The organism is Geminocystis sp. CENA526 (assembly GCF_050753365.1).
GTDB lineage: Bacteria > Cyanobacteriota > Cyanobacteriia > Cyanobacteriales > Cyanobacteriaceae > Geminocystis.
In genome coordinates this window covers 26,233-40,231 of record NZ_JBLZFY010000034.1, presented here as the reverse complement: position 1 = coordinate 40,231, position 13,999 = coordinate 26,233, and the positions used below count along the sequence as shown (strand labels likewise).

15 protein-coding genes and 1 pseudogene are annotated in these 13,999 nt (G+C 31.3%); 10 read left to right on the top strand and 6 right to left on the bottom strand.

The genetic code is table 11. The annotated features are described in order from the left end of the window. Window positions 1-44: 44 nt before the first annotated feature. Window positions 45-806: an alpha/beta fold hydrolase gene (locus ACN4EE_RS11220; RefSeq protein WP_431706532.1), complete on the bottom strand. Its 762-nt coding sequence runs from the start codon at window positions 804-806 to the stop codon at window positions 45-47. 396 nt (window positions 807-1,202) lie between these two features. Between ACN4EE_RS11220 and ACN4EE_RS11215 the strand changes: the two genes are divergently transcribed. The 3 genes from ACN4EE_RS11215 (at window position 1,203) to nuoH (ending at window position 3,366) form a co-directional block, all read left to right on the top strand. Further along, entirely contained in the window at window positions 1,203-1,373 is a 171-nt protein-coding gene (locus tag ACN4EE_RS11215) for a hypothetical protein (RefSeq protein ID WP_026101857.1), read from the top strand. Window positions 1,374-1,543: 170 nt separating this feature from the next. Beyond that, a complete protein-coding gene (locus ACN4EE_RS11210) occupies window positions 1,544-2,116 on the top strand; it encodes a Uma2 family endonuclease (protein ID WP_431706531.1) in 573 nt (190 codons plus the stop codon). Between the two features lie 131 nt (window positions 2,117-2,247). Next, window positions 2,248-3,366, top strand: coding sequence for an NADH-quinone oxidoreductase subunit NuoH (gene nuoH, locus ACN4EE_RS11205; protein ID WP_431706530.1), 1,119 nt, complete (start codon window positions 2,248-2,250; stop codon window positions 3,364-3,366). A 581-nt stretch (window positions 3,367-3,947) separates the two neighbouring features. On the opposite strand, the gene ACN4EE_RS11200 is transcribed toward nuoH, so the two are convergent. Both ACN4EE_RS11200 and ACN4EE_RS11195 read right to left on the bottom strand, forming a co-directional pair. Further along, complete coding sequence (locus ACN4EE_RS11200; RefSeq protein ID WP_431706529.1) at window positions 3,948-4,193, bottom strand: hypothetical protein; 246 nt, start codon at window positions 4,191-4,193, stop codon at window positions 3,948-3,950. 51 nt (window positions 4,194-4,244) lie between these two features. Continuing rightward, window positions 4,245-4,403 (bottom strand): hypothetical protein, encoded by a 159-nt coding sequence (locus tag ACN4EE_RS11195; RefSeq protein WP_431706528.1) that lies wholly within the window; start codon window positions 4,401-4,403, stop codon window positions 4,245-4,247. Between the two features lie 79 nt (window positions 4,404-4,482). Between ACN4EE_RS11195 and ACN4EE_RS11190 the strand changes: the two genes are divergently transcribed. The 4 genes from ACN4EE_RS11190 to ACN4EE_RS11175 all read left to right on the top strand — a co-directional run bounded on the left by ACN4EE_RS11190 (window position 4,483) and on the right by ACN4EE_RS11175 (window position 7,708). Beyond that, entirely contained in the window at window positions 4,483-6,639 is a 2,157-nt protein-coding gene (locus tag ACN4EE_RS11190) for a lytic transglycosylase domain-containing protein (RefSeq protein ID WP_431706527.1), read from the top strand. 135 nt (window positions 6,640-6,774) lie between these two features. Then, the gene (locus tag ACN4EE_RS11185; RefSeq protein WP_431706526.1) at window positions 6,775-6,900 is read left to right on the top strand and encodes a hypothetical protein; all 126 of its coding nucleotides are present in this window, start codon (window positions 6,775-6,777) and stop codon (window positions 6,898-6,900) included. Between the two features lie 210 nt (window positions 6,901-7,110). Beyond that, window positions 7,111-7,386 (top strand): BrnT family toxin, encoded by a 276-nt coding sequence (locus ACN4EE_RS11180; protein ID WP_431706525.1) that lies wholly within the window; start codon window positions 7,111-7,113, stop codon window positions 7,384-7,386. Between the two features lie 4 nt (window positions 7,387-7,390). Beyond that, entirely contained in the window at window positions 7,391-7,708 is a 318-nt protein-coding gene (locus tag ACN4EE_RS11175) for a hypothetical protein (RefSeq protein ID WP_431706524.1), read from the top strand. 222 nt (window positions 7,709-7,930) lie between these two features. On the opposite strand, the gene ACN4EE_RS11170 is transcribed toward ACN4EE_RS11175, so the two are convergent. The 3 genes from ACN4EE_RS11170 to ACN4EE_RS11160 are packed head-to-tail and all read right to left on the bottom strand — an operon-like array spanning window position 7,931 to window position 11,124. Beyond that, entirely contained in the window at window positions 7,931-9,202 is a 1,272-nt protein-coding gene (locus ACN4EE_RS11170) for a hypothetical protein (RefSeq protein ID WP_431706523.1), read from the bottom strand. Next, window positions 9,165-9,482 carry a hypothetical protein gene (locus ACN4EE_RS11165; RefSeq protein WP_431706522.1) on the bottom strand — a complete coding sequence of 106 codons (318 nt, stop codon included), beginning with the start codon at window positions 9,480-9,482 and terminating at the stop codon, window positions 9,165-9,167. The genes ACN4EE_RS11170 and ACN4EE_RS11165 overlap by 38 nt, the downstream gene beginning before the upstream one ends. Next, on the bottom strand, window positions 9,475-11,124 hold the full coding sequence (locus ACN4EE_RS11160) for a hypothetical protein (protein ID WP_431706521.1): 1,650 nt from the start codon (window positions 11,122-11,124) through the stop codon (window positions 9,475-9,477). Before ACN4EE_RS11160 ends, ACN4EE_RS11165 begins: the two co-directional genes overlap by 8 nt. Window positions 11,125-11,347: 223 nt before the next feature. Here ACN4EE_RS11160 and dnaN point away from each other — a divergent pair, with 223 nt between their 5' ends. The 3 genes and pseudogenes from dnaN to ACN4EE_RS11145 all read left to right on the top strand — a co-directional run. Further along, window positions 11,348-12,526 carry a DNA polymerase III subunit beta gene (gene dnaN, locus ACN4EE_RS11155; protein WP_431706520.1) on the top strand — a complete coding sequence of 393 codons (1,179 nt, stop codon included), beginning with the start codon at window positions 11,348-11,350 and terminating at the stop codon, window positions 12,524-12,526. 201 nt (window positions 12,527-12,727) lie between these two features. Next, window positions 12,728-13,642: a DNA adenine methylase gene (locus tag ACN4EE_RS11150; RefSeq protein WP_431706519.1), complete on the top strand. Its 915-nt coding sequence runs from the start codon at window positions 12,728-12,730 to the stop codon at window positions 13,640-13,642. A 60-nt stretch (window positions 13,643-13,702) separates the two neighbouring features. Next, window positions 13,703-13,951: pseudogene (locus ACN4EE_RS11145) on the top strand (type II restriction enzyme); the annotation flags it as partial. Between the last annotated feature and the right edge of the window lie 48 nt (window positions 13,952-13,999).

The following is a 13,999-nucleotide window of genomic DNA, read 5'->3' as shown; positions in this document are numbered from 1 at the left end:
CTCTTCCCCCTCTTCCCCCTCTTCCCCCTCTTCCTGTCTCTTTCTTATTGATGGGCAATCCCCACCCTACCCAATTTTTGGGCAACTGCCAAATTACTATCATTTCCTTGAGAAAGCCAGAAATCAAGAATATTTTGCCCGACAATAGTAGGTTGAAAATAATGAAAAAAGTGTTCATTTTGGGAACATTTATATAATACATCTTGGGGTTTTAAGTGATTTTGCCATTTCATCATTTCATCCCACGACACAATACTATCTTTTTCGCTACCACAAATCATTAAGGGTGATGCAATTTTCTCGATCGAACCATCTAATCTTTGATATAAACTATGGGGAGAGAGAGAATAGAGTAGGGCTTTATCTAATAAACCCATAAATGCTTTTTGATAATATTGATTATGATAACCAAATAAACTATATGCCAGTCGTGCTAAAACTCTTTCTTTACTACAATGAAAATTAGTACGCAACAGATAATAATAACTAATCCAATCCAAAGTCGGATTGATGCCAACCCCCAAAATCACTAAGGATTTTACCTTATCAGGGAATTTTTGAGCGTATAACAATCCTAACAGTCCACAGGTACTATGACCAACTAAATTAACAGGTTTTTCTAATAAACTTATATAATCATCTAACAATTCGATCGCAACATCAAGAGAAGTACCTTCATCAGCAGTTTGAGTATATTCCCATTGAGCAATATTAACATGACGAGATAAATATTTAACAATAGGTAAGTTAAAACGCAATAGATAAGGATTCGTATTTAACCACAGAGTATCAACACTTTTGAACATCTTTTTCAATAAATTTATTAGATAGTAAAAGAAAGTATCAGCAAGAAGTAAATCTTGCTAAATACATAGTAACCGATTCTTATTGATAATTTTTATCAAATATTGATTAAATAGAATAACGTATTTTAGAACTTATTGCAAGTTATTATCATTAAAGTAGCAGTATTCTAAAAATAATTGCTTGTAATCTTAGATGCGTTTGTGCTTACTTAGGGGTTGTGGAAAAAGTATTTTGGTGAGGGTAGGGAATAGGGCATATTTCGACTACCTTGATAACAATGGAAGAGGAAATAGAAGTTTTTGAAACACTCAAATTATAGATCAAATAATGAAGAAATAATGCTATGATATTTGTTAACAAAATGTAATAAAACTTTATAATCGTTTACTAAAATCATGACACAATCTCAACCTAGCAAAACTCCTAATATCGATGAGCCTAAATTCGGTTTTAACAGCTATGCTGAAAAATTAAATGGTAGAGCCGCCATGATAGGCTTTATTATTACCCTTTCGATCGAATTTTTTACCAAACAAGGTTTATTAAGCTGGTTAGGTTTACAATAATTATTTTATGGTGGGTACACAAGTACCTATCATTATTGTTGTAATAAGCTAAGACGCATTTCCATTACAATCCTAGATTCAATATAACAAGGCAATAAGTCTAATCTTTTTCCAAGAAGTCTATTAGTTATCGCTACAATGAAAATGAATAAAATATAACAGAAATTTTTATGGTGACGTTAATTGCTGAAAAAAAAATCGAAATTACTTTAGAGGAATTTTTAACTTTCCCTGAAGAAAAACCTGCTCAAGAATATATTGATAATCAAATTATTGCAAAACCTATGCCTCAAGGAAAACATAGTATTATTCAAGGTGAGTTAGTAACGGCGATTAATTCTGTGGTAAAACCCACGAAAGTTGCATTGGCTTTTCCCGAATTGAGATGTACTTTTGGGGGAAAATCGATCGTACCTGATATAGTAGTTTTAATCTATGATCATATTCCTAGAGACGAAAATGGAGATATTGCGAACGTAGTTTCTATTCCACCTGATTGGATGATTGAAATTCTCTCTCTTGATCAAACAAATCACAGTATTATTATTAAAAAAATTATTCGTTGTCTTGAGGCAGGTTGTCAACTAGGATGGATTATTGATCCTAAACAAAAAACAGTCTTTACTTATTGTGAGCAAAAAGTGGCATTTTTCGATCGAGATGAAGATATATTACCCGTGCCTGATTTTATCAACAATTTAAAACTTTCGATCGCAGATATTTTTTCGTGGTTAAAATTTTAAAAGAAATCTCTACATTCTTCAACACAAAAGTTCATTCCCATAGATTCATACCCTGTTATATTATTAAAGGAATAATTTGGAAAAAGATTAGCTCTTAATTATCCATTATCAATTATCAGTTACTTATAAAAATGAACTCAGGTATTGATTTACAAGGAAGTTTTATTACTTCTCTCACAGATTTTGGACTTTCCCCAGAATTAGCCAAAACCCTATGGATTCCATTACCTTTGGGTTTAATGATTATTGGCGCAACGGTGGGAGTATTAGTTAGTGTTTGGTTAGAAAGAAAAATATCGGCGGCGGCACAACAACGGATTGGACCCGAATACGCTGGTCCTTTAGGAGTATTGCAACCCGTAGCTGACGGTATAAAATTAGTTTTTAAAGAAGATATTGTCCCTGCTAAAGCCGATAGTGTATTATTTACATTGGGTCCTGCCATCGTAGTAATTCCAGTATTTTTGTCCTATCTCATCGTACCCTTTGGACAAAATTTAGTGATTACTGACTTAAATGTTGGTATTTTTCTCTGGATTTCCCTGTCTAGCATTACTCCCATTGGTTTATTAATGGCAGGTTATGCCTCCAATAATAAGTATTCTCTCTTGGGAGGATTACGCGCAGCCGCACAATCTATCAGTTACGAAATTCCCTTAGCATTATCGGTGTTAGCTATTGCTATGATGTCCAATAGTTTAAGTACGATCGATATTGTAGAACAACAAGCCAGTCATGGTATATTAAGTTGGAATATTTGGAGACAACCCGTTGGCTTCCTCATTTTTTGGATAGCCGCCTTAGCAGAATGTGAGCGCTTACCCTTCGACTTACCCGAAGCCGAAGAAGAATTAGTGGCTGGTTATCAAACAGAATATGCAGGGATGAAATTCGGTTTATTCTACGTTGGTTCTTACGTTAACCTAGTCTTATCAGCATTGGTATTTGCACTATTATATTTAGGCGGTTGGGAATTTCCTATTCCTTTAAGTAATCTTGCAGGATGGATAGGAGTAAGTGAAAACACTCCTTGGTTACAAGTAATTACCGCCTCCTTGGGAATCAGCATGATGGTATTAAAAGCCTATTTCTTAGTCTTCATTGCCATTTTATTACGTTGGACTGTACCTAGGGTTAGAATTGATCAACTATTGGATTTAGGGTGGAAATTTTTACTTCCCGTTTCCTTAGTTAATTTATTACTTACCGCAGGATTAAAACTAGCATTTCCCTTTGCTTTCGGCGGTTAAATCCTAAGTAGGGGTTGCACAAAAAGTATTTTGATGAAGGTAGGTATCAGGTGTCAGGTTAAAGAATGAAAAATCAAGGTTTTGAAGCATTATCTCTTCAAAAAATACACAGGTGTATTGTGAATCATCAGATTTGAAATGCCCTGTTTTTGAGTAAAAATTGCCAAAAATTCGCACCTTTTTATGAATATAGTGTGCGTAAATCATTGATTTTAATAACCTTTTGATTTATTCAGCAAACCCTAAGTAAAAAGTAATGAGTAATAAGGTGATTTTGGTTTTTCTACTTTAGACATCTCCAGAAGTGAAAAATTAAATCAATTTTAATTAAGCTCAAATTATGCTCTTACTAAATAGGGGGTGCTGAAAAAGTCTGAGGAAGGGGTAGGGCAAAGGGCAAAGGTTTTAATGCTTTTGATTTGTGAGATCAGAGTTTGTAACTGTATAATACTACCCTGTTTTTTGAGCAAAAATTCCTAAAACTACGCACTTTTTCATTAACTTAATGTACCTAAAGCCTTGATTTTTATAGCTTCCTGATTTATTCAGCAAACCCTAAATATAGCTTAATTCATCTTTTTTTACCATTTTAATACTGCTTTATCTATTCCCTCCTCTCGTTTAATTTTACTATCTTTTTCTATCCATTTAATAACTTGTTCACTGGTTAAACTATCCAAAGAAACATCTAAATCTTGAGCAATTATTCGCAGTAATTTTAAAGAAGAAATAGTTAGTCTTGTTAAAAATTTTTCAGATGAACTTAATAAGGCTTTTTCTACTTCGATCGATTCTTGCTCAGTCAAAAATTGTTGATTTTCTAGCATAACATTTTAATAATAAATTGATAATATTAACTATATTAAAATAACCTTTATTTATATTAGAATTTCGATCGAAATTAGGCTAGAAGCCCAAACTAAGGGGAAAAAATCTGAGTCTGGTAAACTTAGATTCGATCGAACTGATAGAGAGTGTCTCTTAAGTTTATAATAACGAATAGCTAAATATCCATAGACATCGACCATATTGATCATTTTATCACCGTGAAACAGGCATTTTGCCTGTCTTGTTAGACAAAATTTGATAATTATTGATTATAGATAAAATAAGTAAATGAAAACAAAAAAAAGTAAGACTCTCATACCCATACCCACCCTTTTAATTATCCTTGCAGGAGTTGTCGGCGCTACGGTTTTAACTCCCAAACTAATTAAACTCCTTGACGGAATCGTCATTACCACTGAACCTGTAGAATATAGATTAGATGCACCTTCGGAAGTTTTACCCTTAGCTGATGTGTCACCTAGTGAGCGTCAATCTGTCTTGGAATCGATCGCTAATCAAGAGAAACCATCTTTAGACAGAAATAGAGCAAGATTTTTGTTAGCTTCTGATATATTAAGAGTAGATTTTGACGGGGGAAAAGCCTTAAATTATCTCAAGAATTTAGATAAAGAATATCCTATTTTAGCCCCCTATATTTTATTAAGACAGGGGAGGGCTTATGAGTTAACAAATGATACCGCAAAAGCCCAAGAAATTTGGTTGCAATTAGTCACAGAATTTCCCGAAAATTTAGTTAGTGCCGAAGCCTATTATAAACTAGGCACTTATGATGAAAACTATTGGCAGGAGGCAATTAAAAGATTCCCTCAGTATCCTCGCACCCATGAGATTGCTCGTAAATTATTAGAAAAAGAGCCTAATCAAAAAGACTTATTATTATTGTTAGCTACCTATGATTTATCCCCTCAAACTAAAGGAGAATTAGATAGATTAGTTAAAGAATTTGGAAAAGAATTAACCCCTCAACAATGGGATATTATCGCTCAAAATTATTGGCAAAATAACAACTTTTTACAAGCATCCCAAGCCTATATAAAAGGCACTTCTACCCCCGAACATTTATACCGTATTGCCAGAGGTTATCAAGTATCAAACAAACCAACAGAAGCAAAAAGTTTTTACCTTAAATTAGTAAATGAATTTCCCGACGCACCCGATACGGGGTTAGCTTTAAGAAGACTAGCAACCATGACTCAAGGGGATGAAGCCTTATCCTTCCTTAATCGTGTAGATAAGAGATTTTTAGAAGAAGTGCCTAAAGCCTTGCATCAAAAAGCCACCATCTTAACGGCAATGGGAAGGTTTCAAGAAGCAACCCAAGTGCGAAATCAATTACTGCAAGAGTATCCTAATTCAGACGAGGCGGCGAATTACCGTTGGCAGGTAGCGCAGGAGTTTGCTAGGGGTAATGATTTAGTTTCCGCTTGGCAATGGGCGCAACAAATCAGCGTCAATAATCCTGATAGCGATGTCGCACCAAAGGCAGGGTTTTGGGTAGGAAAATGGGCGCAAAGATTAGGGCAAACGGAAGAAGCCCAAAAGGCTTTCCAATTTGTTTTAGACAATCATCCTCATTCGTACTACGCTTGGCGATCGGCAGTGGCTTTGGGCAAGGATGTGGGCGATTTTACCACTATTCGCAGTTTACCATTAAAAGTGAAAACTCCTACAGTTCGATCGATACCACCAGCAGGTTCAAATATGTTTAAAGAGATGTTTTTATTAGGAGAAAATCAGGAAGCCATAGACTTATTTAGAGGAGAAATAGGCAATAAACCACAAGTAACGGTATCAGAACAATTTATTCAAGGATTGATTCAACAAATTCAAGGGAAAAATTTACAAGGAATTAATACTATTTGGACATTAAGAAATCGGAGAGATAACCCCGAAGACTATCAAGAATGGAGAATACTGCGCAATAGTCCAGAATACTGGTATGGATTATTTCCCTTCCATTATGAAGACTTAATCGTCAAATGGTCACAGGAAAGAAAATTAAACCCCTTCTTGGTGGTATCCCTTATTCGTCAAGAGTCAAGATTCGAGAGAGAAATCAAGTCTCCCGTAGGTGCAACGGGATTAATGCAGATTATGCCCGATACAGGCAAATGGATTGCGCCTCAAATCGGAGTAAAAGAATATTCTCTCACCGATCCTAATGATAATATTAAGATGGGTACATGGTACTTGAATTATACCCACGAAACCTATAACGGAAATTCCTTACTTGCCGTTGCCAGTTATAACGCAGGACCGGGAAATGTGGCAAACTGGTTAAAACGATTTAGTCTCGATGATTTTGACGAATTTGTGGAAAATATCCCCTTCCCAGAAACCAAAGGCTATATTGAAACAGTTTTCGGTAATTACTGGAATTATGTCGAATTGTACGATCCAGAAATACAGGAGAAAATCGACTAATTTGTAGGTTGGGTTGAGGCATGAAACCCAACTATTTTTTTGTCTCTTACTTTCAGTATGATAAATTATGTCTTGAAAAAGGTGTTGTGTATTAGATTAAATCATCGAAAATAGCAAATCATAGGGGGTTAAAAAATGATGACTTTAGATTCCATTACAAAAGCGATAATTTCTTTATCTTTAGAAAATAAAAAACAATTATTAGAAATATTAAAACAACAAATTTTTGAGATGAAAGAAGCAGACTACATAAATACTTAAGAATCGATCGATGATATTAAAGATATTGAGGAAGAATATCATAATAGAGAATACATAGCTTTTAACTAATACATGGAAAAATGAGTAAAAATTAATCTTTTATAAAGAGAAAAAGATAGAGGAAAAAGTTAGGTAATTAGACATATTTTAATAGTACATAGTTTCCTTTTTAGGGAATAAATAAAGTTAATATACTTAGGTTAAATAACTATGGTTAAAAATTATATTTGGAATGAAGAGAAGAATGAGAAACTGAAACAAGAAAGAGGGGTTAGTTTTGAGAATGTTATTGAAGCTATAAAAAATAATCAAGTACTAGCAATTACAGAAACTTTAAATAAAGAAAAATATCCTAATCAATTTGTTATAATTGTTTTGATTAGGGATTATGTTTATTGTGTCCCTTATATTAAGGAAGATAATAGAATTTTTCTTAAAACAATTTTTCCTAGTCGAAAAATGAAAAAACAATTTTTAGGAGAATAAAACTATGAATTATTTGAACTATGATAATCTTGACCTTGACGAATTAGCTATTACTATCAATTTAGACAGAGAAGAAAAGGAATTATTAGAAAGTATAGAAAATGACGAATGGGTTAGTATTCCTAATGAAAAAGAAGAAATGATAATGTTAAAGTCTATGGCAATAAGTTCACTAAATAAAACAAAAATAGAGTTAGAATTAGATAATCAAGATTTAGAGAAGATGAATATATTAGCAAATAAATTTGATTTATCTATACCTAATTTAATTAAAGATATACTTGATCAATATTTAAAAAAGCATCTGGCAGAAAATAGATAAAAAATATAAATATTTAACTCCTCAAAAATATCGAGAAAAATGCCATAAAAATCAACATCAAATAGATGAATAATTATAAAATAGTTATGTCAAATTCAGTACAAAATAAATAAATTTTTGATAAAAATACAGGCAAGATGCCTGTTTTACGGACAAAAATTACAATCATTGACAATGTCTAATAGGTAGGGGTAATACCTACCTAAGATAAGTTAAATTAATTTAGGGTAAACGTCCAGTTCCCTTATTTGCATCATCGCCCCGATCATCGTTATCATCCCATTGTTTATAGTTAGATTCTTCTTGAATTTGAATTTTAAAACCACTGGGAAAATTAGCCCTTCCTTTTTGTGAATCCAGAATACATAATCCAAAAGCAACTAAATATCGATCGAAGTAATTATCTGGAATACCATTCATATCTAAACCTTTTTGTTTATTTTTGTTTCGAGGATTTTCAAAAAATCTGACTTCATATTGAGGAATAGTTGCATTTTCTTGTTTAAAACATTTCCAAGTCGTCATAATAGTATCTTTGTAAAAAGGCGATTTTGCACCTCCTCCCACTAAAACAAAAGATAAGTTTCTCAATCCCGTAATACTAGGAATTTTTCTTTTTGTAGAAATAACGACATCTCCCACTTGTTGATGAATTTTTTGTTGACACAAAATCATCTCTAGGTATGGTTTTTCTTTTCCGATATTAGATTTTAATTTTTCCTCTACGGCTTCTTTTGATGTTTTATACTTGTTAGAACGATAATCTCCAGATTTAGAAGTTGTCCAAGCTCTTTGTGCTATACATAATGTACTAGATAAATCTTCAATATGTTGTAGAGTATTTTTTGCTTCTTCTTCAAATACTTTATTTTCGGGGAGGGGTAAAGTATTGATACCATATTCTTTCAAAGAAGTATAGTAAAAATCTGGTTCTCCTTTTGCTCTAAGATAACAAGAAGTTGCATCCACTGTACCTCCGCCTATATCAAACACAAAATATGTACCATCGACATTATCTAAAGGGCGGATAATAGCTTCTAATTCAGATAAAACTGTATTTTTTTCTTCATCTCTTAAGGTTAAAACAAAATTTTGCAGAGTCTTTAAATCTAAATTTTCTAAATGATCCTCTAAATTAAACTGTTGTATATAATTCGATCGAGGTTCTTGTAAAATCTTTTTAAGTTTACCATAGGTTAAATTGTCAGTTTTCTGGTTACTTAAAAATAATGCTAAGTGTAAAACTCTATGGAAATAAGCTAACACAGGAGAGTCCGCATACTTAACAGGTACACCTAAATTAGCACTCCATTCAGGTATTTTATTTTTTAATCTCTCTTTGCCATTTTTACTTTCTTCAAAAGATTTTTTTGCCGTACAAATCACTTGACTAAGAAAATAAGCACAGAGATTTTCTATTTCTCGAACTTTCTCTGGGGAATAACGTTGTTTTAAATCATCTGGAAGTTTGTTTGCGTTTTTTTTGCACTTCAAAAAGACTCAAGCTATTTAACTGCATTTTAAGGGACTTAGTACCTTGCTTAAAATCTGGTAATACACCAACTCCATCAGGAAACATTCCTTTATTCGGCTCTTTTTCTTCGCCTAAATCAATTACAATAGGGACACTACCTTCATCACTACCCCATAAGCAAACTTTTGTCCAACTTGTACCAAAATCAATACCGAGATTTAACTCTAGTTTTTGTTCACTTTTTGCCATAATCAAAAATATATCAATAATATTGTCACTATAATTTTTACGCTTACTCAACAACGATCAGCCCAAAGGCAATAAAATCAATTATTTCAGTCTCTTTTTCTGATCGATCGAGCCTTTGTTTTTCGTTATTGTAATCTCTCATTATATCTGTTTTGATCTCCTTTTGTCTCGTTGTCTCATTTAATTTTGAATCACTGGAATTGAACTGTTTTTCTGATTTATTCTCAGATATTTTTTTTAATTCTTCCCATCGTTTTAATATCTTTTCAGCTAAATTCTCTTTTTCTTTTTTAATTAATTCAGGTTTACTTTCTTCTCTATTTTCAGCATTAGGTAAAGGGTTGCCAATATTATAAAATGCGTAATTAATAAATATTTCTGACTCTTGAGCTGTAAAATCTTCCTTAGTGGTTTCAGAAACATTCTTGATTTGATATATTAAAACGCTATCATCATATAAGTTTTGAGATTGACAAAAAGCGATTAAATAAAAGTATGTTTCCTTTTTAATTTTTTCTTTTAAATCATTGTTTAATTCTGTTAAATCTGAATCATATTTTAATCTACATACTGACAAAGGATGATATTCGTGTTTGTTGAAATAGTCACTATTTTTAATCCATTGTAAAAAAGGATGATTTAAGTCAATTAAATAAAATTTTTGTGACGCAAATTTTAAGGGTGTAAAATAACATAAATTTTCCCCTTGAGAAAGACGAAATTGATAACATTTATTTTTCTTTGCTAACTGTTGAATTTCTTTAATTATAGTATCTTTTTCAGAGTTAGTTTCTGATACAATGATTTTTGTCGATCGTTCTTTTTCATTAATATCTACCTTAAATAATCCCTCATAATTAGTTTCTAAAAAATCTTTAAAAAACTGCATCAATTCATCAGAGTTTTTAGCTGAATTTTCAATATAAACTTTTTTTTGAGTAAAACAATGACTAATTAAGATAAAATAATTAATTTTATCTGTTGATAAAAAATTATTGTATTCCGTAACAGATAATGATTCTTTTATATCTTCAGATTTATCAGAAAAAGTTAAATAACACTTAAACTTAGATAATATATTATCAAAAACTATACTTTTGTCTTTTTTAGTTTTTTTATTATATTGAATGTACTTATTAAAATCTTCTAAAATTAATAAATCACATTGTCTATTAATAGCATCATCAAAAATATTAGAAAATAAGGAATCTTGAACAATAGAAATATTCAGATTATTTTCTGAAGAATTAATAAATGTTGTTAGATCATCTTGTTTTTTGAGAGGATTGATTAATCCTGTTTTATTCTTTTTTCCTTGTCTTTCTTTTTTAACAGCTTCTTCTTTCATATCTCTTAAAAGTGATTCTAACAATAACTGCCATTTTTCAATATTGTTTTTATTAGATATAATTAAAATTTTATTTATTTGTTTATAAAAATTAAGTGTTCTAATAGTCGAAAAACTAATATTTATTTTTTTTTCTAAGTCTAATATTTCTTCATAACCAGTAATTAATTGACCTTTTTTTTGATGACTTATATTAACTTGAAAGGTTTTATCATCCTTATATTTATCAGATGAAAAATATATATTATTGAGTCTATGCTCTATTTTATATTTGCCTAATAAAAGTTTTAATTGAGATGGAGGTTTATATTGAGGATTTTCTAAATATCGATCGAGATTAGTCATTTTTACGCTTAATGATTAAATAGAATTAAAATCATATCATTAAGTTCGATCGAAAGCATCAGGCTAGATAAACTATTTTGTAACCTATTATCCCTCTGGTATCTCCAAATCCTGACTTAAAAATACTGACTTTAGTTGCAATTTAAGATAGAATGAAATGTTTGTGCAGAAAACAGTTAAAATATCTTAGTACAATAGAACTAAAAAATATAGGTAAATAGTAGTGAAAATAGTTTGTTCTCAAGTTGATCTGAAAAATAATTTATCATTAGTTAGTCGTGCTGTGCCATCTCGCCCTACTCATCCGATTTTAGCCAATGTTTTGTTAGTGGCAGATGCTAATAAAAATCGTGTGACTTTAACAGGTTTTGACTTAAGTTTGGGGATGCGCACCAGTTTCTCTGCCGAAGTAGAAGAGGGCGGAGAGATAACTCTACCTGCGAAGTTATTAACGGATATTGTCTCTCGTTTACCCGAAGGGGATGTAAGTATATCCTACGAAGAAGATGAATTAGACGATAATCCTTTGGTTGCCATTAATGCCTTATCAGGTAAGTTTCAGTTACGAGGAGTCAGAGGCGATGAATACCCTGAGTTGCCTACCGTAGAAACGGAAAATGCCTTTTTATTGCCCATTAATGCCTTAGTAGAAGGGTTGAAAGGTTCGTTATTTTCTGCTAGTAGTGATGAAGCTAAACAAATTTTAACAGGTATTCATCTTACCAGAAATTTTGATTCTTTGGAGTTTGCCGCTACTGACGGGCATCGTTTGGCTGTAGTTAAAACCAGTGCGCAAAAAGAAGATGAGGAAGAAGACGAAACCTCCGTTGACACTTCCGATGAGAGTCAAAATTTTGATATGACTATCCCCGCTAGGGCTTTGAGAGAGTTAGAAAAAATTATTTCTGGTGACAAAGATAATGGTAACGTGGCTTTGTATGTTGATAATGGACAAGTTGTCTTTGAAGTTGAAGAACAACACCTTACCAGCCGTAAGTTAGATGGTGCTTACCCTAACTATAATCAATTAATACCAAAAAACTTTGAGCGTACTATGGTAGTCGATCGAAAACAGGTAATTGAGAGTTTAGAGAGGGTATCAGTATTTACAGACCAGAAAAATACCTTAGTTAAATTTAAGCTAGAACCTGATAATAGTCAAGTCATTATTTCAGTGGAAGCGAAGGAATTAGGCAATGCGACTGCTACCATTAGTGCAGAAATTACGGGGGAAGGTTTTGATATTGGTTTCAATATTCGTTATCTTTTAGATGGTTTAAAAGCCCTATCAGCTTCCGACATTAAATTTCAATTAAATGGTGCAACTCAACCCGTTATTATTACCCCTTTAAGTGGTTTACAAATGACTTATTTGATTATGCCCGTACAAATTCGAGAATAATTTTAAAAAGTGGGGTGTCATCACCCTACATCACCTAAGTTAGTTATAAAATTGAATTTGACAATAATTTACTATTTTAAGCATATCAAGGACATAAATTGAGGTTTTATATCAACTTTATCAAGGTTCGTGCGCGCAGCGTGCCTTTGGCATCGATTTTGAACTATGATTAAGGAAAGTAAAATTTTTTCAGTTTTAATTATGTCTTTATCTGAAATTGTTTCTTTACAGAATCCAAAGCCTTTTCTTAAATGGGTAGGAGGAAAAACACAGTTAATTAGTGAAATTGATCAATTAATTAATAAAATTATTTCTCAAGAAAAAAAGAGGTTTTGTTATATAGAACCATTTGTAGGAGGAGGAGCTATATTATTTCATATTTTAAATCAATTTGATAATATAGAAAATATAGTTATTAATGATATTAATTATAATTTAGTTAATGCTTATCGAGAAATACAAAAAAATCATATAAAATTAATAGATTTGTTATTAGATATAGAAACACAATTTTATACCTTAAAAACTATTGAAGAAAAGCAGGAATTTTATTTAGCCAAGAGAGATATTTTTAATTCTATTCATGATTACTCTACTGAAAAGATAGCTTTATTATTTTTTTTAAATAAAACTTGTTTTAATGGATTATATAGAGTGAATAAAAAAGGCAAGTTTAATGTTCCTTTTGGAAAATATAAAAAGCCCAATATTTGTGATAAAGAAAATATAATATCTGTTAATTATTGTCTTCAAAAAGTGAAAATTTTGCAAGGAGATTTCCAAGAAACTTTAAATTATGCGACCAGTAAGACTATATTTTATTTAGATCCACCTTATAAACCTCTTAATTCAACGTCATCTTTTACGTCTTATGCAGAAAAAATTTTTGACGATAATGAACAAATAAGATTAAAAGAATTTTGTGATGAAATCCATAGACAAGGAAATTATTTTATTCTTAGCAACTCTGATGTGAAAAATTATGATACTTCCAATAACTTTTTTGATGAACTTTATGAAAAATATAATATAAAAAGAGTAAAAGCAAGAAGAAATATTAATTCAAAAGGAGATAAAAGAGGGGAAATTTTTGAACTATTAATTACTAACTTTTAATTCAATTATTCCCATTAAAGTACAAGATTATGATCTACCTCAAAAACTAAAACATGGAAGGCTATTTTTGATAAATATAATGTTTATAATCACGATTTTTCCTTACCTTATTTTATAAGTGCAAAAAATATTAAATCAGCAACTAAACATTTTGATAAAACCGCCGAAAAAGAAGTTAGAATTATTTGTAAACAAGATACAAGAGAAAGTCGCCCAGATATATTTAAAGAGTTAGGATTATTTTTATTACCTGTTAAAAATGGCGAATATACTATTCTCAGTTTATGCTTCTCTGTGTTGACGGGTTGAATAATATTCAACCCCTACTTAGGTTCGATCGATTTTTGAAAGTGTTAG